General features: G+C 68.2%; 20 protein-coding genes. 12 read left to right on the top strand and 8 right to left on the bottom strand.

Features of this window, described 5'->3' with window-relative positions:
- The first annotated feature begins 72 nt into the window (after positions 1-72).
- Entirely contained in the window at positions 73-870 is a 798-nt protein-coding gene (gene thyX, locus B043_RS0101650; protein WP_018460715.1) for an FAD-dependent thymidylate synthase, read from the top strand.
- Here thyX and ligA read toward each other — a convergent pair.
- Entirely contained in the window at positions 867-2,879 is a 2,013-nt protein-coding gene (gene ligA / locus B043_RS0101645; RefSeq protein WP_018460714.1) for an NAD-dependent DNA ligase LigA, read from the bottom strand. The two genes, thyX and ligA, sit on opposite strands and share 4 nt — an antisense overlap.
- 58 nt (positions 2,880-2,937) lie before the next feature.
- Between ligA and B043_RS0101640 the strand changes: the two genes are divergently transcribed.
- On the top strand, positions 2,938-4,062 hold the full coding sequence (locus tag B043_RS0101640) for a BMP family lipoprotein (protein ID WP_016328870.1): 1,125 nt from the start codon (positions 2,938-2,940) through the stop codon (positions 4,060-4,062).
- A gap of 55 nt (positions 4,063-4,117) precedes the next feature.
- Positions 4,118-5,608, top strand: coding sequence for an ABC transporter ATP-binding protein (locus tag B043_RS0101635; RefSeq protein WP_026234078.1), 1,491 nt, complete (start codon positions 4,118-4,120; stop codon positions 5,606-5,608).
- Here the strand turns inward: B043_RS0101635 and B043_RS0101630 are convergent.
- From B043_RS0101630 to B043_RS0101610, 5 genes are read right to left on the bottom strand one after another with little or no spacing between them, the layout of a single operon-like run.
- A complete protein-coding gene (locus B043_RS0101630; RefSeq protein ID WP_018460711.1) occupies positions 5,598-6,509 on the bottom strand; it encodes a hypothetical protein in 912 nt (303 codons plus the stop codon). The two genes, B043_RS0101635 and B043_RS0101630, sit on opposite strands and share 11 nt — an antisense overlap.
- Positions 6,510-7,370 (bottom strand): LptA/OstA family protein, encoded by an 861-nt coding sequence (locus B043_RS0101625; protein WP_018460710.1) that lies wholly within the window; start codon positions 7,368-7,370, stop codon positions 6,510-6,512.
- The gene (locus B043_RS0101620) at positions 7,367-7,918 is read right to left on the bottom strand and encodes a hypothetical protein (RefSeq protein WP_018460709.1); all 552 of its coding nucleotides are present in this window, start codon (positions 7,916-7,918) and stop codon (positions 7,367-7,369) included. The genes B043_RS0101625 and B043_RS0101620 overlap by 4 nt, the downstream gene beginning before the upstream one ends.
- A 40-nt stretch (positions 7,919-7,958) precedes the next feature.
- Complete coding sequence (locus B043_RS0101615) at positions 7,959-8,981, bottom strand: lipid II:glycine glycyltransferase FemX (protein WP_018460708.1); 1,023 nt, start codon at positions 8,979-8,981, stop codon at positions 7,959-7,961.
- Between the two features lie 3 nt (positions 8,982-8,984).
- Entirely contained in the window at positions 8,985-9,725 is a 741-nt protein-coding gene (locus tag B043_RS0101610; protein ID WP_018460707.1) for a response regulator, read from the bottom strand.
- 43 nt (positions 9,726-9,768) lie between these two features.
- Here B043_RS0101610 and pheA point away from each other — a divergent pair, with 43 nt between their 5' ends.
- The gene (gene pheA / locus B043_RS0101605; protein ID WP_018460706.1) at positions 9,769-10,590 is read left to right on the top strand and encodes a prephenate dehydratase; all 822 of its coding nucleotides are present in this window, start codon (positions 9,769-9,771) and stop codon (positions 10,588-10,590) included.
- On the opposite strand, the gene B043_RS0101600 is transcribed toward pheA, so the two are convergent.
- Together B043_RS0101600 and B043_RS0101595 are read right to left on the bottom strand one after the other, a co-directional pair.
- Complete coding sequence (locus tag B043_RS0101600) at positions 10,587-11,219, bottom strand: CBS and ACT domain-containing protein (protein WP_016328862.1); 633 nt, start codon at positions 11,217-11,219, stop codon at positions 10,587-10,589. The genes pheA and B043_RS0101600 overlap by 4 nt on opposite strands.
- A 102-nt stretch (positions 11,220-11,321) precedes the next feature.
- Entirely contained in the window at positions 11,322-11,768 is a 447-nt protein-coding gene (locus B043_RS0101595; protein WP_016328861.1) for a hypothetical protein, read from the bottom strand.
- A gap of 99 nt (positions 11,769-11,867) precedes the next feature.
- On the opposite strand from B043_RS0101595, the gene B043_RS0101590 reads away from it, so the two are divergent.
- The 8 genes from B043_RS0101590 to B043_RS0101550 all read left to right on the top strand — a co-directional run bounded on the left by B043_RS0101590 (position 11,868) and on the right by B043_RS0101550 (position 19,827).
- On the top strand, positions 11,868-12,359 hold the full coding sequence (locus B043_RS0101590) for an OmpH family outer membrane protein (RefSeq protein ID WP_016328860.1): 492 nt from the start codon (positions 11,868-11,870) through the stop codon (positions 12,357-12,359).
- A gap of 61 nt (positions 12,360-12,420) precedes the next feature.
- On the top strand, positions 12,421-15,027 hold the full coding sequence (locus B043_RS0101585) for a DNA translocase FtsK (RefSeq protein ID WP_018460705.1): 2,607 nt from the start codon (positions 12,421-12,423) through the stop codon (positions 15,025-15,027).
- Positions 15,028-15,046: 19 nt separating this feature from the next.
- Positions 15,047-15,445 (top strand): S-adenosylmethionine decarboxylase family protein, encoded by a 399-nt coding sequence (locus B043_RS0101580; protein WP_016328858.1) that lies wholly within the window; start codon positions 15,047-15,049, stop codon positions 15,443-15,445.
- A 2-nt stretch (positions 15,446-15,447) separates the two neighbouring features.
- Positions 15,448-16,392: a polyamine aminopropyltransferase gene (gene speE, locus B043_RS0101575; protein ID WP_016328857.1), complete on the top strand. Its 945-nt coding sequence runs from the start codon at positions 15,448-15,450 to the stop codon at positions 16,390-16,392.
- Between the two features lie 33 nt (positions 16,393-16,425).
- Complete coding sequence (locus B043_RS0101570) at positions 16,426-17,058, top strand: DsbA family protein (protein WP_026234077.1); 633 nt, start codon at positions 16,426-16,428, stop codon at positions 17,056-17,058.
- A 60-nt stretch (positions 17,059-17,118) separates the two neighbouring features.
- Positions 17,119-18,675 (top strand): cation:proton antiporter family protein, encoded by a 1,557-nt coding sequence (locus B043_RS0101565; RefSeq protein ID WP_018460703.1) that lies wholly within the window; start codon positions 17,119-17,121, stop codon positions 18,673-18,675.
- Entirely contained in the window at positions 18,644-19,378 is a 735-nt protein-coding gene (locus B043_RS0101560) for a YebC/PmpR family DNA-binding transcriptional regulator (protein ID WP_016328854.1), read from the top strand. The genes B043_RS0101565 and B043_RS0101560 overlap by 32 nt, the downstream gene beginning before the upstream one ends.
- Before the next feature lie 191 nt (positions 19,379-19,569).
- Positions 19,570-19,827, top strand: coding sequence for a DUF4212 domain-containing protein (locus B043_RS0101550; RefSeq protein WP_016328853.1), 258 nt, complete (start codon positions 19,570-19,572; stop codon positions 19,825-19,827).

Genomic DNA, 19,827 nt, shown 5'->3' with positions numbered 1-19,827 from the left:
AGGGCGCAGGGCGCCTAGCCTTTTCATCCTACGCCTTTTGGGGGAGAAGGCCAAGGGCGTAGACTCTAGGGGATGGAGCGGAAGGTTTTGGACAAGGGGTTCGTGCGCCTGGTGGAGGCCATGGGGGGGGATCACTCCATCGTCCAGGCCGCCCGGGTGTCCTACGGGGAAGGCACCAAGACGGTGCGGGAGGACCGGGCCCTCATCGACTACCTCATGCGCCACCGCCACACCAGCCCCTTTGAGATGGTGGTCTTCAAGTTCCACGTGAAGGCCCCCATCTTCGTGGCCCGGCAGTGGTTCCGCCACCGCACGGCCAGCGTGAACGAGATCTCCGGGCGCTACTCCATCCTCAAGGAGGAGTTCTACGAGCCCGCCTCCTGGCGGAAGCAGGCCAGGAAGAACAAGCAGGCCTCCGAGGGGGAGGTGGAGGAAGGGGAAGAGCTGACCGCCCTCCTCAAGCGGGTGAAGGAGGAGGCCTACCGGGCCTACCAGGCCCTTCTGGAAAGGGGCGTGGCCCGGGAGATGGCCCGCATGGTCCTGCCCTTAAACCTCTACACGGAGTTCTACTGGAAGCAGGACCTGCACAACCTCTTCCACTTCCTGGCTCTCCGGCTTGCCCCCGAGGCCCAGCTGGAGATAAGGGAGTACGCCAAGGCCATCGCGGAAATCGTCAAGGCCCACGTGCCCATGGCCTACGCCGCCTTTGAGGAGCACGTCCTCCATGGAAGGAGCCTCTCCCGCACGGAGCTTTTGGCCTTGAGGGGGCTTCTCACCCCCGAGGCCTACGAGAAGGCCCTCTCCTCCTTGGGCCTCCAGGGAAGCCGCCTACGGGAGGCCCTGGAAAAGGTCTTCCCCGAGGAGGCCTAGGCTCCCCTCACCCCCGCCTTCTCCTCCAGGAACCGCCAGAAGGCCTCCTCCTCCAAAACGGGCACCCCCAGGGCCCGGGCCTTTTCCAGCTTGCTCCCCGGGGCCTCCCCCACCACCAAATAGCTCGTCTTCCGGCTCACGGCGTCCGTCACCTTGGCCCCAAGGCGCCTCAGGAGGGCCTTCACCTCCTCCCGGGGGCGGGAAAGCTCTCCCGTGATGACGAAGGTGAGGCCGGAAAGGGGGCCTTCCCCCACCTCCTTGGCCTCCATCTCCACCCCTGCGGCCTTAAGGCGCCGGATGAGGTCCCGGAAGGCGGGGTCCTTTAGGGTGGCGAGGAGGTTCTTGGCGGTGAGCTCCCCCACCTCCTCCACCTCCAATAGCTCCTCCAAGGAGGCCTCGAGGAGCCGGTCCACGGTGCGGAAGCGCCGGGCCAGGTTCCGGGCCAAGACCTCCCCCACCCCGGGAAGGCCGAGGGCAAAGAGGAGGCGCTCCAAGCCCCGCCCCTTGCTCTCCTCAATCTGGCGGAGGAGGTTTTCCGCGCTCTTCTCCCCCATGCGCTCCAGCTCCACCAGATCTTCTTTCCTCAAGCGGTAGAGGTCGGCCACGTCCCGCACCAGGCCCTTTTCCAGTAGCTTCTCTATGAGCTTCTCCCCCAGGCCCTGGATGTCCATGGCCTTGCGGGAGGCGTAGTGGCGGATGGCCTCAAAGCGCTTGGCGGGGCAGAGGGGGTTCGGGCAGCGGTGGACCTTGCCCTCCTTGACCAGGGCGTGGCCGCACTCGGGGCAGGTTTCGGGCCAGCGGATGGGCCGTTCCGCCCCCGTGCGCCGCTCTTTTAGAACCCTTAGAACCTCCGGGATCACCCCCCCCGCCTTGTGCACCAGCACCCAGTCCCCGATGCGAAGGTCCAGCTCCTCGATGTAGCTTTCGTTGTGGAGGGTGACCCGGGAAACCTCGCTTCCCCCCAAGAAGACGGGTTCCAGAATCCCCACCGGGGTGACCCGGCCCGTGCGCCCCACCTGGAAGACCACCTCCAGCAGGCGGGTTTCCTTCTCCTCCGCGGGGAACTTGTAGGCGATGGCGAACCGGGGGGCGCGGGCGGTGTAGCCCAGGTCCCGCCAAAGCTTTAGCTCGTCCAGCTTCACCACCACCCCGTCCGCCTCAAAGGGAAGCCGGTGCCGCTCCTTGAGCCACTTTTGGTACACCTCCTCCACCCCCGGAGCCCCTTTTGCCCGGGCGAAGCCGTGCTCCACGGGGAAGCCCTTCTCCTTAAGCCAGTGGAGGAGCTCGTACTGGGTTCCGAGCCCGCTTTCCTCCAGGCCCAGGCCCAGGGCGTAGAAGGTGGCCCTGAGGCCCCGCCTCGCGGTGATGCGGGGGTCCTTCTGCCGCAGGGAGCCCGCGGCGGCGTTCCTCGGGTTCTTGAAGATTTTTTCCCCCTTCTCCTCCAGCTCCTCGTTGAGGCGGAGGAAGGCCTCGATGGGCATGTAGACCTCCCCCCGCACCTCGAGGCGCTCCGGCACCCCCTTAAGGCGCCTGGGGATGGTGGGGATGGTGAGGAGGTTCTGGGTGACCTCCTCCCCCACCTCCCCGTCCCCGCGGGTGGCCCCAAAGACCAAAACCCCTTCCTCGTAGTAGAGGTTCACGGAAAGCCCGTCCACCTTGTGCTCCACGGTGTAGGGGAAAGGCCCCTTTTCCCCCAAGGCCCGCTCTATCCGCTCCTCAAAGGCCCTTAGCTCCTCAAAGGAGAAGGCGTTGTCCAGGGAGTACATGCGGGTGGGGTGGCGCACCGGGCGGAAGGTGGCCTCGAGGGGCCTCGCCCCCACCTGGGCCGTGGGGGAGTCGGGGCTTTGGAGCTCGGGGAACCGGGCCTCCAGCTCCTGGAGTTCGCGTAGGAGCCGGTCGTACTCCGCGTCGGAGATCTCGGGGTCGTTCAGGACGTAGTAGCGGTAGTTGTGGTAGCGGATGAGGTCCCTAAGCTCGTTGACCCGCCTCCTGGCTTCCTCCAGCGTCATAGCCCTAGTCTACGCCCGGGTATAATGCATGGCGGCAGACTGCCGTATGGAGGTGAGCATGAAGAGGATTCTGGCTCTAAGCGCGGTTCTGGCCCTCAGCCTGGGGCTCGCCCAGGTGCGCGTGGGCATCGCCTTTGACGCGGGCGGCAAGTTTGACCGCTCCTTCAACCAGTCCGCCTGGGAAGGGGCGCAGAAGGCCGCCAAGGACTTCGGGGTGCGGCTCTTTGACTTCGAGCCCGCGGACCCCTCCCAGGTGGGCCAGGGCATCCGCACCTTCGCCCAGGAGGGCTTTGACCTGGTCATCGGCGTGGGCTTCGCCAACGAGCCCGCCATCACCGCCACCGCCAAGGAGTTCCCCAAGGTGAACTTCGCGGTGATCGACGCGGTGCCCGGGGAAGGGAAGCTTCCTAACGCGGTGGGCCTCGTCTTCCGCGAGCACGAGGGGAGCTTCCTGGTGGGCTACATCGCCGGGAAGATGACCCGCACCGGGGTGGTGGGCTTCATCGGCGGGATGGACATCCCCCTCATCCACAAGTTTGAGGCCGGCTTCCGGGCCGGGGCGGAGTACGCCTTCAAGGAGGACAAGATCCAGGGCCGGGTCCTGGTCCAGTACGTGGGCAACACCCCCGCCGCCTGGAACGACCCCGCCAAGGCCAAGGAGATCGCCGCCGCCCAGGCCCGCCAGGGGGCGGACATCATCTACGCCGCCGCCGGGGGGTCCGGCCTCGGGCTCATCGACTACGTGAAGCAGACCAAGTGCCTCAAGGAAGGGGGCAACGTGCGCTTCGTGCGCAAGGCCGACCCCTACGCCAAGGTGCCCAAGTACGCGGACTACACCCGGAGCTGCGGCACGGACGGCACCAAGGCCACCCCCCTCTTCTTCATCGGCGTGGACGCCAACCAGAACTACCTGGGGGACACGGACAACAACCCCGCCACCCTGAACCACGGCCTCACCTCCATGCTGAAGCGGGTGGACGTGGCCACCTACGAGGTCATCAAGAGCGTGGTGCAGAAGAGCTTCAAGGGCGGGGTGCGGGAGTTTGGCCTCAGCAACAACGGGGTGGGCTACGCCCTGGACGAGTACAACAAGGCCCTCCTGCCCCAGGCCCTGGTGACCAAGCTGGAGACCCTGAAGCGGCAGATCATCGCCGGGCAGATCAAGGTGCCCGAAAGCCGCTAAGCCCTAACGGCGCCCCCGCCGTGGGCCTTCCCACGGTGGGGGGTATACTTTGGGGGTGGAGAAGGCCCTGGTCCTTAAGGACATCACCAAGCGCTTTCCCCTGGTCCTGGCCAACGACCGCATCAGCCTGGACCTCCACTGGGGGGAGGTCCTGGCCCTGGTGGGGGAAAACGGGGCGGGGAAGTCCACCCTGATGAAGATCGTCTACGGCCTCCAGCCCCCAGACCGCGGGGAGATGTGGGTGGACGGGAGGCCCTACCGGCCCAAAAGCCCCATGGACGCCATCCGGGCGGGGATCGGCATGGTCCACCAGCACTTCATGCTGGTGGAGCCCTTTACCGTGCTGGAGAACCTGGTCCTGGGCCTCGAGCCCGGAAGCCCCCTCCACCTGGACCTGGACGCGGCCCGCAGGAAGGCCCAGGCCCTTATGGACCGGCTGGGCTTCCAGGTGCCCTTGGACGAGCGGGTGGAGAACCTCCCCGTGGGGGTGCAGCAGCGGGTGGAGATCCTGAAGGCCCTTTACCGCGAGGCCCGGATCCTCATCCTGGACGAGCCCACCGCGGTCTTAACCCCCCAGGAGGCGGAGGAGCTTTTCCGCTTCCTAAGGGCCTACGTGGCCCAGGGGAACGCGGCCATCTTCATCAGCCACAAGCTCAAGGAGGTGCTGGAGGTCTCCGACCGCATCACGGTCATCCGGGACGGGCGGGTGGTGGGCACGGTGCCCAAGGAGGGGACCACCCTCGAGGCCCTGGCCCGGATGATGGTGGGCCGGGAGGTGGTCCTAAGGGTGGAAAAGGCCCCCGCCCACCCTGGGGAGACCGTCTTGGAGGTGGAGGGCCTCGCCGCCCCCCCGCGCCTTAAGGGGGTGAGCTTTGGGGTGCGGGCCGGGGAGATCGTGGGGGTGGCGGGGGTGGAGGGGAACGGGCAGACGGAGCTGGTGGAGGCCCTCGCCGGCCTCCGGCCCCACCAGGGGGTGGTGCGCTTCCTGGGCCAGCCCCTTCCCCCCTCCGCCCGCAAGGTGCGGGCCCTAGGGGTGAGCCACATCCCCGAAGACCGCCTGGCCCGGGGCCTGGTCCTGGACTTCTCCGTGAAGGAAAACGCCATCCTGGGGGACCAGCAGGAGAGGCCCTTCCGGGGCTTCCTGGGCTTCCTGGACGACGGGGCCATGGAGGCCCACGCCCGGAGGCTGGTGGAAAGCTTTGACGTGCGGCCCCGCTCCACGGCCCTTTCCGCCCGGCGCTTCTCCGGGGGCAACCAGCAGAAGATCGTGGTGGGGCGGGAGCTCCTCCGGGGCCCCAAGCTCCTCATCGCCGCCCAGCCCACCCGGGGGGTGGACGTGGGGGCCATTGAGTTCATCCACCGGGCCCTGGTGGAGGCCCGGGACCGGGGCCTGGCGGTCCTTTTGGTCTCCGCGGACCTGAACGAGATCCTGGCCCTTTCCGACCGCATCCTGGTCATGTACGAGGGGCGGGTGGTGGGGGAGGTGGCCCCCGAGGAGGCCACGGAAGCGCGCCTGGGCCTCCTCATGGCCGGGGTCACTCCCTGAACTCCCCCGCCACCTTGCCGAGGACGAGGGCCTCCCCCGTCCTCAGGGCGTAGAGGACCCGCTCGCCCTTTAGGAAGCCCTTCTCGTCCCGGCTCTCCACGTTCCCGTAGAGGTAGGCGTAGCCCTCCTTCTCCCGGAGGAGGGCCCGTTCGGCCTTGGTGGTCCTCCCCCCCTGGCGGAACTCCACCCCAAAAAGCCAGAGCCGGTCCTCGTCCAGGAGGTAGCGGAGCCCCTCCGCCCGGCCCTCGAGGGGCTTCTCCCCCTCACGCCTAAGGGATAGGGGGCCCTCCAAAAGGGCCTCCCCCGTCTCGTTCTGGTAGCGGAGGGCCTTCCCCTCCACCCGCACCGCCCCCTGCCGCACGGCCACCGTCCCCGGAAGGGGCTTAAGCTCCAGCCAGCCCTCCTCCCGGTAGCGGGCCTCCCCCCCGCTTAGGTAAAGCTCCTCCACCCCGCCCCGCTCCACCACCGCCAGGGGGCCTTGGGCCAGGAGGTCCTCCCCGATGCGCACCTCCACCCCCTTCGGGTCAAAGAGGACCAGGCGGAGGTAGCGCGCCCCCTCTCCCCTCGCCCGCCTTAGGCGCATGAGGTAGGGGAGGCCCTCCCGCTCCAGGTCCGGGTTGTAGGCGGCCTCCACCTCCTCCCCCACCCGTAGGCCCTCCTCCAGAAGGCTTCCCCCGTCGCGGAAGAAGGCCCTTTCCCCCACCTGGACCCGGCCCTCCTCCAAAGCGAGCAAAGGCCCCCGGTGGAGGTCCCCGTAATCGGCGTAGAAGAGGCTTTCCTCCTCCCCGCTCACCGAGGCCACCACCCGCTTCTCCTTGCGGACGAGCTCCACCTCCGGGCGGAAGACCTCCTGGGCCAAGGCCAAAAAGGCCAGGAGAAGGAGGAAGGCCGCTATGCGCACCTACTTCTCCCCAAGCTTCTTGAACTCGGCAAGGGGAAGCTGGAAGGGCCGGCCGTAGACCCGCACCTGGTGGCGGTTCACGTTGTGGAGGAGGGTGGCCCCCGAGAGCTTAAAGCCCTCCTTCTTGTTCTCGCTCACCGCCGGCCGGCCCAGGACGAGGGCCTCCCCGGTGGTGTCGTCGTAGTAGAGGCTCTCCCCCACGGTCACCAGGTCCCCGTCCACCAGGCGCACCCCCCCGGTGGCGATGAGCTTCTTGGGGCCGGTAAGGCTCCGCACCTCCTTGGCCCGGATGATGAGGTCCCCGTCCCGGCGCTTGCGGGTGAGGACCACCTCCTTGGGGTCGGTGAAGACCGCGAGGCCCTTTTCCTCCTCGTAGTAGACGAAGCCCGCCCGCCCCTCCTGGTTGCCGCTTTTGAGGAGGGCGTTTTCGCTGGTGGAGGTGTCCGTGTCCACCTGGAAGGTCATGCGGCTGGCCGTGACCTCCACCGGGTCCTCCCCGGGCCGTGGGGCCTGGCGCATCTCCGCGGGGCCCAAAAGCTCCCCTTCCCCCGTCTTCTCCCGGTAGACCAACGTGGGGCCTTTGGCCTCCACCCGGCCCCGGCGGACCAGGACCCCCCCCTCAAACCGGGCCTCCCGTTCCCCTTCCGCCTCCTGCATGGTCTTGCCCTTGGGGGCGGTGAGGGTGGCCCGGGGGGCCTCGATGGCCAAGTCCTTCACCCGGCCCTTCACCCCGCCCTCAAAGGTCCAGGGGCCGAAGCGCAGGTCCCCGGAAAGCCTTCCCCCCTCCACCTGGATCACCCGCACGTTGCTGGCCGCGAGGGCCAAGCCCAAGACGCCGAGGAACAATAGGGTTTTCTTCATCCTTCGCCTCCTTCCACGGTGCAGGGGCCAAAGGCCCCCCCGGCGGGGAACTCAAAGCTGGGGCGCTCCGCCTCGAGGCGGTTCAGCCCGAAGTCCGAGCGGAAGTTCCAGGCCTCCCCCCGGAGGTTGGGGGCCTCTATCCGCACCCAGGGGGCCAAAAAGCCCTCCTCCTGGCGGATGAGGACCTCCCCAAGCCCCGGGCGGGAGAGCTCCAGGCGGTAGCAACCCTTTAGGATCTCCACCTGGGCGTAAGGGGCCCGGAGGTTGTCCCCGGGGTCCACCACCACCTCAGGGGCGGAAAGCCTCAGGTCCAGCCGCCCCCCCACGTACCGCTCCCCCTTAAGCCCCCCCAGGATGCGGAAGGCCCCGCCCTCCTCCCGCATCTCCTCCGCCTGGAAGCGCCACTCCACCCCCTCCTCCTCGGGGAAGAGGTAGAACTCCACCCCGTAAAGCCGCACCCCCCCACCCTCCTCCCCCTCGGGGGGCGCTCCCCGGAGGAGGAGGGGAAGGAGGGCCAAGGGGAGGAGAAGGAGGAGGTAGCGCCACACGCCTTACACCTTAGCCCATGGCCTTTGAGAAAGATGACGCCTAGCCCAAAACGTCCCGGGGATTCCCCCGCACCCGGAGGTTGGTCCAGGTCTTGCGCAGGCGGAGGAGGAGGGTTAGGGGGCGGAAGAGGGGGGAAAGGGGGTAGGCGTAGGCGGGGAACTGGACCCGCCTTCCCCCAAACCCCTCCTTGAAGCGGTGGATCCCCTCCGCGTGGCTCCCCTCCGGGGTGCGGGGCACCCCCCAGAGGTCGTACACCCCATACCCCCGGGCCAGGGCGTGGCGGATGGCGGCCAGGTGCATCCCCATGGGGGCCTTGGCCTCGGGGTGCTTGCGGCTGCTTCCCCCATAGAGGTAGTCCACCTTTCCCGCGAAGGCCACGAAAAGCCCCGCGGCCAAGGCCTCCCCCTCCTTCCGCGCCAGGGCGAGGAAGGCCTCCCCCAAGGGCTGGTTCATCTCCTTGAGGACCGCGCGGTAGTAGGCCTCGCTGTGCTGGAGGAGCTTGGCGCGCCGGTTTGTCTCCTCAAAGAGGCGGAAGAACTCGGGAAAGCCCTCCTCCCCCTCCACGGAAAGGGCCACCCGCTTTAGGGCTAGGCGGGCGTTCCTTCGGTGCATCTCCTTCATGCCCTTTAGGAGGGCCTCCTCCCCCTGGGTGAGGTCCAGCCAGAGGGAGTAGGCGGGCTGGATGGGCTCTATGGGGTGGAGGCCGGGGAAGGCGGGCGGGGGGAGCTCCGCGGGGAGGCCGGCCTCGGGCTCCAGGTGAAGGTAGGTCCCCCTCACCCGCCCGGCCAGGGCCCGGGCCACCCGGGGGAGGTCCTCTAGGCGTAGGAGGGCCGGCCCCCTGGGGGCGTAGGCCAGCCTGAGCCCCCCGGGGAGGGCCTTAAGGAGGACCTGGGCCGCCCCCAAGGGGCGCCCCCCCTCGTACACCCCAAGCCTTAGGGGCACCCACCCGGAAAGCCGCTTGACCTCCCCCCAGCCCCAGGACTGGAGGGCGCTGGCGATGGGGAAGGCGGCCACGAACTCGTTCCAGGCCTGGGCTTCGGTGAACTCTCGGACCTCGAGCACCCCTCAAGCGTACAGGAGGGCGGCCAGGGCTTCCACCTCGCCGTCCCCCTCCAAGGGAAGGCGGCCCAGTTGGCGGTACCGGGAAAGGAGAGGGGCGAACCTGGGCTCCTCCGCCCGCTTGGCCCGCTCCTCCAAGGGGATGAGGGGCCAGCCGTAGGCCAGGTGGCCCAGGAGGTCATAGAGGTCGTAGGGGCCAGGCAGGAGGCGCCTTAGGAGGCTTTCCGTCCAGCCCTTGGCCACCAGGTTGGCGAGGAGGGCGCGGCGGCTTGGGGTCTTGAGCCAAAGGGCCTTGAAACGCCCCTCCTCGGGGAGGAGGGGCCGGAGGTGGGCCCGCACCGCCTCGAGGCTTTCCACCCGCTCCCCCCCGGGCAGGAGGTAGCCCTCGCGCGCGAGGAGGGCCCCCACCGCCTCCCTGAGCCGCTTCCCGCTCACGGGCTTTTCCAGGAAAAGGTCCGCCCCCAGGGCCCGGCTGGGCCCAGAAAGCTCCGCCCCGCCCCCGGTGAGCATGATCACGGGCACCTTGGAAAGCCTGCGCACCGCCCGGATGCGCCCGAGGAGGGTAAGCCCGTCCATCTCCGGCATCATGACATCCAGGAGGATGAGGTCCGGGGTTTCCCTTTTCAGGATCTCCAGGGCCGCACGGGCGGAGTCCGCCAGGACCACCTGGTGGCCGTCCGCGGAGAGGACCACCTCCAGGAGGTAGCGGATGCTGGGGTCGTCGTCCACCACCAGAAGCCGCGCCACGGCTCTATCCTAAAGACCCCCCGGCGGGTTTACCATGGAGGACATGAGGATCGCCTTCCAGGGCACCGAGGGGGCCTACAGCGAGGAGGCCCTGCTCAAGACCTTCCCCGGGGCCACCCCTTTGGGCTTCCCCACCTTCCACCAGGTCTTCGCCGCGGTGGAGGGGGGGGAGGCGGAGCTCGGGGTGGTGCCGGTGGAGAACACCACCGCGGGGAGCATCAACCAGACCTATGACCTCCTCCTGGAAAGCGACCTCCACGTGGTGGGGGAGATCGTCCACCGGGTGGAGCACTGCCTCCTGGCCCCCAAGGGTACGGACCTGAGGAGCCTCAAGGCGGTGAAAAGCCACCCCCAGGCCCTGGCCCAGTGCGACGGCTTCCTGGCCCGCATGGGCCTCACCCCCATCCCCGTCTTTGACACCGCGGGGGCGGCCAAGGCCCTGGCCGAGGCCCCGGAGCCGGGGGTGGGGGCCATCGCCTCGAGGCGGGCGGCGGAGCTTTACGGCCTGGAGGTCCTGGCGGAGAACATCGAGGACTACCCCCACAACTACACCCGCTTCTTCATCATCGGCCGCCAGGAACCCCCCAAGGGCGAGGGCCCCCACAAGACCAGCATCGTCTTCGCGGTGCGCCACCGGCCCGGGGGGCTTTTGGAGGCCCTTTCCGTCTTCGCCGAGGCGGGGGTGAACCTCACCAAGCTGGAGTCCCGCCCCCGCCGGGACAAGCCCTTCAGCTACCTCTTCTACCTGGACCTGGAAGGGCACGTGGAGGACCCAGGCCCCGCCCAGGCCCTCCTCGCCCTCCTCCGCCGGGCGGCTTTCCTAAAGGTCTTGGGCTCCTACCCGGCCTACCGGAACGGCACCTAACCGGGGCGGACGTCCACCACCTTCTCCCCCGCAGCCCTAAGCCGGTCGGGCACCCCTTCCACGCCCTCCCCCACCACCCTCAGGACCAGGCGCTGGTAGCCCGGGAGGTGCTTGGCGGTGGCGATGGAGACGATGTTGGCCGGGGGGACAGCCTGGGCCATCTGGGCCAGGGCCCCGGGCACGTCGGGGATGTCCACGGTGATGCGGAGGCCCCCCATCTTAAGGCCCAGGACCTCGATGAAGGCCCGGAGGACGTCCGTCACGGTGATGATGCCCACCAGCTTCTCCCCCTCCATCACCGGTAGGCCCCCGATCTTCTTTTCCTCCATAACGAGGGCCGCCTTTTCCAGGGGCTCGTCTGCCCCCACGGTGACCACGGGCTTGGCCATGACCTCCTTCACCGTGAGCTTGGAGAGGAGGTAGTTCATCTCCCACACGGAGAGGGTGGTGGCCTTGGAGGGCATGGCGTCCTTGAGGTCCTTGTCCGTCACCAGGCCGATGAGCTTCCCGTCCTTCACCACGGGGAGGCGGCGGAACCCCTTCTGCTTCAACAGGTTGATGGCTTCCAATACGGGGGTATCGGGGTCCACGGTGAGGGGGTTCGGGGTCATCCATTCCCGCACGAACATCCTTATTCACCTCCGGTTCCAGTCTAAACCGAAGGGTGGGGAAAAATGTCCTGGCCCCGTTCCGGTATGGAAGACGGGGCCAGGGCCACCGGCGGAAGGCCCCTAGCGGAGGTTAGCCCCCAGGACCAGGCGGCCCCCCTGCCCGCCTCCAAAGGGGTAGAAGTAGGCTCCCTCCAGGAACACCCCCGTGCGGGCCTCCAGGAGGAACTCCACCCCCAAGGCGAGCCCCAGGCCCAGGTCGGGGCTAGCCCCGCTGGGCACCCTCACCCCAAGCCCCCCGCCGAAGTAGGGCCGGATCCCCCTCAAGTCCCGGTCCAGCTGGCCGAGGTCCGGCTTGAAGAGGAACTCCCCCATGAGGAGCACGCTGGGCCCGCCGGGAAAGAGCTCCCCGTAGAGCCTAAGGGCGGTGTCCCGCTCCAAGGGGGCCTCGAGGCCAAGCCCAATCCCCGCCCCCGAAGGGGGGAAGGAGACCCTGAAGGAGACCGCCCGCTGGGCCTGAACCGCGCTTCCTAAGGCGAGAAGAAGGAGAAGAACCCAGGCTTTGCGCATACCTAAACCTCCCGCCCCCTACCCTACGCCCCTTGGGCTTAAGCCGCAAGGGCGCTTTCTCTCACCTCCCCTTCACACCCCAGGGGTAACCTCCTTGCCATGAAGCGGTTTTCCCTCTTTGCCCTCCTGGCCGCAGGGCTCACCCTCCTCACCCCCCAGCTGGCCCAGAACAAGAACGTGGCCACCCGCATCGGCTTCGTGGACGCCAACGCCCTGGTCCAGGCCCACCCGGACTACAAGAAGGTCCAGGAGGTCCAGGCCCAGGCCAAGAAGGAGCTCTCCCCCCTGGAGGAGAGGCTGAAGCCCCTGGACCAGAAGGTGCGCGCCGGGCAGGCCACGGCCAAGGAGCGGCAGGACTACGAGGCCCTGGCCAAGAGCTACCAGGACACCCTGAAGAAGTGGCAAGAAAGGCAGGACGCGGTCCTTAAGCCCATCCTGGAGGAGGTGGACCAGGCCATCGCCAAGGTGGCCAAGGCCCAGGGCTTCGCCGTGGTCATGAGCCGCCAGGTGGCCGCCCAGTCCGGCCTGGTGGTCTACGCCGACGACGACACCGACCTCACCCAGGCGGTGATCCGGGAGCTGAAGCGCTAAGCCGGCCCTATAGGGAAAGCCCCCCGCTTAAGGGCGGGGTTTTCCCTTTATAATCCCCCTGATGGCCAAGCGGGGCTCCACCAAGGCCAAAAAGAACCGGGACCTCGAGGCCCTGGCCCTGGCCGCGGGGGCCCTGGGCTTTTTCCTCACCGCCCCCCTCTGGCCGGTCCCCACGGGGGCCATCGGGGCCTTCCTGGAGGAAAGCCTTTACCGCGCCTTGGGGCTTTCCGCCTACCTCCTTTCCCCCCTCCTCTTCGCCCTGGCCCTCCTCCTCTACCTGGAAAAACCCCTAAAGCCCTTCCTGCGCGGGGCGGGCTTCCTCCTCCTCTTTACCCTCCTCTTCCTCCCCCTCCTGCCCCCGCCCTGGTCGGGCCGCCTGGGGGAAGGGGTGCGGGCCTGGCTCTTCGCCTGGGCGGGGGGCTTGGGCCTCCTCCTTCCCCTGCTCCTGGCCAGCCTCCTCCTGGACCTCTTCCTGGGCCACCCCCCCTTCTTCCTCCTGGGCCAGGGGGTGCGGAAGGGGGTGGAGGGGGTGCGGGCCCTGCGCCACCGCCTCAAAGCCCTCCTCCTCAGGCAAAGGCTCCTCGCCCTGGCCCGGCTCTACCCCGAGCACACCGCCCTCAAGGCCTTGGCCCAGGGCCTAACCCCTGCGGAGCTCCCCCAGGTGGAAAAGGCCCTTAGGGAGTTCCTCGAGGCGCGGGTGGCGGAGCTTGGGAAGCGGCTTGAGGAGGACCAAAGGCCCCTATTGCCCGAGCTCCTTACCCTCCTGGAAGGCCTGAAAACCCCCCTCCCCGGCCAGGGGCCCCTGAGGGACGCCCTGGAGGAGCGGCGGGCGGCCCTTTTCCTCGAGGCCCGCGCCCTGAAGGCCCGGCTGGAAAGCCTGGCCCAGCCCCCCAGGCTCACCCCCACGCTGAAGGGGCTTCTAGTGGGCCTAAAACTCCGGGAGGCCCGAAAGGGGGCCTGGGAGGAGGCGGCGGGGCTTTTGGAGGACCTGAAGGGGCGCTTCCAGGCCCTCTCGGAGTGGCTCCACTTCCTGGAGGCCCACCCCGAGGCGGAGCGGGAGGGCCTTCAGGCCCTCCTCACCGGCCAGGCCCCCCCGACCCTTCCGGCCCCTAAGGAGCCCGAGACCACCCAGGAAGAGGCCCTGGACCTGGACCTGGTCTTCCCCGAACCCGAGCCCGCCCCCAAAGAGCCCCCGCCTACCCCCACAAGGAGGCCCCCCGTGGCGCAACCGGCCGCCCTCGCCCTCCCCTCCCCGGACCTCCTGGACCCCCCGGAGCCCAAGGAGAAAAACCGCGCCCTGGAGGAGGAGGCCCAGCGCACCGCCCGGGCCATCGCGGAGACCCTCAAGACCTTCGGCCTCCAGGCGGAGGTGGTGGGCCACGCCCGGGGGCCCTCCGTGACCCGCTTTGAACTCCTCCCCGCCCCTGGGGAGAAGATCAGCCGCATCCAGAGCCTCCAAAACGACCTGGCCCGGGCCCTGGCCGTGGGGGCGGTGCGGATCGAGGCCCCCATCCCCGGGAAGCACACCGTGGGCCTGGAGGTGCCAAACCCCAAGCGGGAGCTGGTGCGCTTCTCCGAGGCCGTCTTTTCCCCCGCCTTCCAAAACGCCAAGGCCCTTTTGCCCCTCATCCTGGGGAAGAGCATCGAGGGGGAGATCTGGGTGCGCGACCTCGCCAAGATGCCCCACCTCCTCATCGCGGGCTCCACGGGAAGCGGCAAGAGCGTGGCCATCAACACCCTCATCGGAAGCCTTCTCTTTAAGCACCTCCCCACCACCCTGCGCCTCCTCCTCATCGACCCCAAGATGGTGGAGCTCACCCCCTACGAGGGCATCCCCCACCTGGTGCGCCCCGTGGTCACGAGCCCCGAGGAGGCCGCGGGGGTCCTGCAGGGGGCGGTGGCCCACATGGAGCGGCGCTACCGCCTGATGAGCGGGGTGGGGGCCCGGAACCTGGAGCAGTACAACGCCAAGGTGGGCCCGGAGGAGGCCCTCCCCTACCTGGTCATCGTGGTGGACGAGCTGGCCGACCTCATGATGACCGCCCCCAAGGAGGTGGAGGGGGCCATCCTGCGCCTGGCCCAGATGAGCCGGGCCACGGGCATGCACCTCATCCTGGCCACGCAAAGGCCCAGCGTGGACATCCTCACCTCCCTCATCAAGGTGAACATCCCCGCCCGCCTGGCCTTCGCCGTGGCCAGCGGCTTTGACTCCCGCACCATCCTGGACGCCCAGGGGGCGGAGAAGCTCATCGGCCAGGGGGACGCGCTCTTCCACCAGCCGGGGCTGGTGAAGCCCGTGCGCCTCCAGGTGCCCTACATCTCGGAGGAGGAGGTGGCCCGGCTTGCGGGCTTCCTCCGGGGGCAGAGCTTTGAGGACCGCTTCGCCGAGGCCTACGCCTCGGACTTTGAGCCCCCCAAAGGGCCCGAAGGGGCGGGCCCGGGGGAGGTGGACTTCTCCGACCCCCTCCTGAGGAAGGCGGCGGAGATCGTGGTGGAGGAAGGGTACGGCTCCGTAAGCCGCCTCCAGCGCCGGCTTTCCATCGGCCACGCCCGCGCGGGGAAGCTCATGGATGCCCTGGAGGCCATGGGCATCGTGGGGCCCGCCCGAGGGTCCAAGCCCCGGGAGGTCCTCATCACCAAGGACCAGCTCAAGGACTTCTTCGGCTAGTGTGCTAACATGGGGGCTTGTGGAAACGGTGCCGGGCGGGCGCTGGGTGGCGGAGATCTACGGCTGCGATCTGGACGTGCTGGAAAACCCCAAGATGGTGGAGGCGGCCCTCCTGGACGCGGTGCTGCGCCTGGGAGCCCCTAAGGACTCGGCCAAGAGCGTGGTGTACAAGTTCCACCCCCAGGGGCTCTCCGCGGCGGTGGTGAGCCCCGTGGCCGCGGTGATGATCCACACCTGGCCCGAGGACAACGCCTCCGCCACCTTGGACCTCTACTTCTACCGGGACGGGGTGGACCCGGAGGAGGTCCTAAAGGGGCTTTCCCGGGCCTTCGGGGCCAAGGAGGAGTCGGCCTTCCGCTACTGGCGCGGCCAGGACCACGCCATCCGGCGCCGGAGCTTCGGATCCCAAGGAGGTTAGGTATGGACTACGGCATGTACTTCTTTGAGCACATCACCCCTTACGAGACCATGGTGCGGCGGATGGAGCGGGTCATCGCCTCCGGCCGCACGGCGTACCAGGACTATTTCCTTTTTGAAACCCAGGGCTTCGGCAAGGTGCTCGTCCTGGACAAGGACGTCCAGAGCACTGAGCGGGACGAGTACATCTACCACGAAACCCTGGTCCACCCCGCCATGCTGGCCCACCCCGAGCCCAAGAGCGTCCTCATCGTGGGCGGGGGCGAGGGGGCCACCTTGAGGGAGGTCTTAAAGCACCCCACGGTGGAGCGGGCGGTGATGGTGGACATCGACGGGGAGCTGGTGGAGCTGGCCAAGCGCCACATGCCCGAGTGGCACCAGGGGGCCTTTGAGGACCCCCGGACGGTCCTGGTCATCGGGGACGCCCGGGCCTACCTGGAGACCACCGAGGAAAAGTACGACGTCATCCTCATTGACCTCACCGACCCCGTGGGGGAGGACAACCCCGCCCGGCTCCTCTACACCGTGGAGTTCTACCGCCTGGTGAAGGCCCACCTGAACCCCGGGGGGGTCATGGGCATGCAGGCGGGGATGATCATGCTCACCCACCACCGGGTGCACCCCGTGGTGCACCGCACGGTGCGGGAGGTTTTCCGCTACGTGCGGAGCTACAAGAACCACATCCCGGGCTTCTTCTTGAACTTCGGCTTCCTCCTGGCCTCGGACGCCTTTGACCCCGCGGCCTTCTCCGAGGGCATCCTGGAAGCCCGCATCCTGGAGCGGAACCTCGCCCTGCGCCACCTCAGCGCCCCTTACCTCGAGGCCCTCTTCGTCCTGCCCAAGGACCTCGAGGAGGCCATCGAGGGGGAGACCCTGGTCTCCACCGACCAAAACCCCTTCTACCTCACCCCCGAGGGGGAGGCCCGCCAGGCCCCCTACCGGGGTTAAGCCCTCTCATGGAGGGCGTGGTAAAGTAAGGCCATGCCGCGCGCTATAGCGTTTATAGTGGCCCTTCTGACCCTCCTGGCCCTGGGTTGGATCTTCTTCGGTCCCAAGGGGCAGAAGGGCTTGGACCCCGCCCAGGGGGCCCGGTTCGCCCTGGGGCGGGAGGACGCGCCCGTAACCGTGGTGGACTTCTCCAACTACCTCTGCCCCCACTGCCAGAACCACGCCCTGAACGTCCTGCCCCGGCTCAAGGCGGAGTACATCGACACGGGCAAGGTCCGCTACCTCTTCCGCGACTTCCCCTTCCCCGGCCAGGCCCAGGTGATCCGCGCGAGCGAGGCCGCGGCCTGCGCCGCTGACCAGGGCCGGTACTACGAGTACCACGAGGTCCTCTTCCGCGCGGCCGCTTCCTGGGGGAACCTCCAGGGGGAGGCCTTGGACCGCTACCTGGTGGACCTTTCGGGCCAGCTGGGCCTAGACCAGGGGGCCTTCCAGGCCTGCCTGGCCTCGGGGGAGAAGCGGGCCGGGGTCCTGGCGGACCAGAAGGCGGCCACGGACCTGGGCCTCACCGGCACCCCCACCTTCTTCATCGCCGGGGAGAAAAAGACGGGCTTCCTCCCCTACGAGGAGTGGAAGGCCCTTCTGGACAAGGCCCTGGAAGGAAAGTAGCGTAAAAAACCCCGAGGCCCTGGGGGTGTCCCCAGGGCTTTTCCCTGCTACCCTTAGGCCATGGAAGCCCTGTGGGTGGGGACGGCTTTCCTTTTGGGCCTTCTGGTGAACCGCCTGGGCCTGCCCGCCCTGGTGGGCTACCTCCTGGCGGGCTTCCTCCTCCACGCCCTGGGGGTGCGGAGCACCCCCTTTTTGCACCAGGCGGCGGAGGTGGGGGTTTTGCTCCTCCTCTTCAGCGTGGGGCTTAAGCTCCGGCTCAAGGACCTCCTGGACCCCAAGGTCCTGGGGGTAGGGGGGGTGGAGATCCTCGCCTTCGGCCTTCTGGCCTTCCTCCTCATCCCGGGGCTTCCCTTGGCCCTGGCCCTCGCACTGGCCTTTTCCAGCACCGTGCTGGTGGCCAAGGTCCTGGAGGACAAGAAGGAGCTTTCCACCTACCACGGGCGCCTGGCCATCGGCGTTTTGGTCCTCCAGGACCTGGTGGCCGTGGGGCTTTTGGCCTTTGGAGGGGAGAAGGCCCCAAGCCCCTGGGCCCTTCTCGTTCTCCTCTTTCCCCTCCTCCGGCAGGGGGTGGCCTGGCTCCTGGAGCGGAGCGGGCACGAGGAGCTTTTGGTCCTCTTCGGCCTCACCCTGGCCCTGGCGGGGGGGGAGGGGTTCAGGGCCCTGGGGCTTTCCCCGGAGCTCGGGGCCCTCCTGATGGGGGCCCTCCTCTCCGGGCACGAACGGGGCACGGAGCTCTCCAAGGCCCTTTGGAGCCTGAAGGAAGCCTTCCTGGTGGGGTTTTTCCTGGAAATCGGCCTCCGGGAAGGGCTAAAGGGGGTGGAAGGGGGCTTTCTCCTGGCCCTTTTGGCCCTGAACCTTCTGAAATCCCCCCTCTTCTTCGCCCTCTTCCTCCTCTTTGGCCTTCGGGCCCGCACGGCCTTCGTGGCGGGCACCTACCTGGGCAGCCACTCCGAGTTCGCCCTCATCGTGGCCCTGCCCCTGGCGGGGGGCCTGGCCCCGGGCCTTCTCTCCACCCTGGCCCTGGGGGTGGCCCTGAGCATGGCCTTCACCGCCTTCCTCGCCCGGTACGCCCACCCCCTCTACAAGCGGCTGGAACCCCGGCTCCTCCGCCTGGAGCGGAGGGGCCACCACCCGGACCAGGAGCCCACCCGGCTGGACGGGGCCACCTTCTTGGTGGTGGGCATGGGGCGCACCGGGGGGGCGGTCTACCGGGTGCTAGAGGAGCGAGGGGAGGTTCCCGTAGGCCTGGACGCGGACCCCGAGAAGGTGGAGCGGCACCGGGCCAAGGGGCGGCGGGTCCTCTACGGGGACGCGGAGGACCCGGAGCTTTGGGAAAGGCTGGACCTAAAGGGGCTTAAGGGGGTGGTCCTGGCCCTGCCCGACCTCGAGGCCAAGCTCCTCGCCGCCCGCTGGCTGAAGGAGCGGGGCTTTTCTGGGCTCCTCGCCGCCACCAGCTTCCACCTGGAGGAGGACCCGGCCCTGGAAGGGGCGGGGGTGGACCTCATCTTCCACCCCTTCCGGGAGGCAGGGGAAAAGCTGGCGGAAAGGGTTCTGGAGGCGGCGGCTATAATGGATAGGGTGAGCTATGGCCGGTCACAGCAAATGGGCTCAGATTAAGCGCAAAAAGGCCGCCAACGACCTGAAACGGGGCAAAATCATCTCCAAGCACCTGAGGGCCATCCAGGCGGCGGCCCGCGCGGGGGGAAGCCCCTACCCGGAGGCCAACGTCCAGCTAAGAAACGCCATCGAGGCCGCCCGGGCGGACGACGTCCCCATGGAAAACATTGAGCGCCTTCTCCAGAAGCTCCAGGGGGGCGGGGAAGGCGGGGAGCAGTACGAGGAGATCGTCTACGAGGGCTACGCCCCTGGAGGGGTGGCCCTTCTGGTCTACGCCCTCACGGACAACCGCAACCGCACCGCTAGCGAGGTGCGCCACGTCTTCAGCAAGTACGGGGGCTCCTTGGGGGCCTCGGGGAGCGTGGCCTGGCAGTTTGAGCGCAAAGGGGTCATCGTGACGGAGAACACCGAGGCCGCCCAGGAGGCCGCCATTGAGCTGGGGGCCTTGGACCTGGAGGAGGAAGGGGAAACCCTCACCGTCTACACGGAGCCCGCGGAGGCCTACCGCATCGCCGAGGCCCTAAAGGGGAAGGGCATCCGGGTGGAGGCGGTGGAGGTGGTCCAGCACCCCCAGAACACCGTGGCCCTCTCCCCCGAGGAGGCGGCCAAGGTCCTGCGTCTGGTGGAGGCCCTGGAAGACCTAGACGACGTGCAAAACGTCTACACCAACCTGGACCCGGCCTCCTTGCAGGTGGAGGCCTAACCCTCCTTAGGGACGAAGGGGGCGCCCAAGGGCGTCCCCTTTCGCTTTCCCTTTAAAAACCCCACCTTTGGCGCATAGCGAAAAAACCCCCTTTTCTTGACAGGCCCCTCATCCCTCTCTAAGATGGCCCCCACGCAAACCAAAGGGCGCCCTTCTTCCCCAAGCGCCGGGTTTGCGTAGGGAGGGAGGCTATGGACGGAAAAAGGCTGGAAGAGTACTGGCAGAAGAACCTGGCCCTCATCCGCAACCTCCTGGTGATCTGGGCGGTGGTGGCCTACGGGCTCGGCATCCTCCTAGCCCCAGCCCTCAACGGGGTACGGGTGTTCGGGGGAGCCCCCTTGGGCTTCTGGATCGCCCAGCAGGGGGCCATCTGGGTCTTCATCATCCTGATCTTCGTCTACGCCAACCGCATGGCCAAGCTGGACCGGGAGTACGACGTCCACGACTAG

This window comes from Thermus oshimai DSM 12092, assembly GCF_000373145.1.
Taxonomy (GTDB): Bacteria; Deinococcota; Deinococci; order Deinococcales; family Thermaceae; genus Thermus; species Thermus oshimai.
This window is presented reverse-complemented; position numbering and strand designations above follow the sequence as displayed.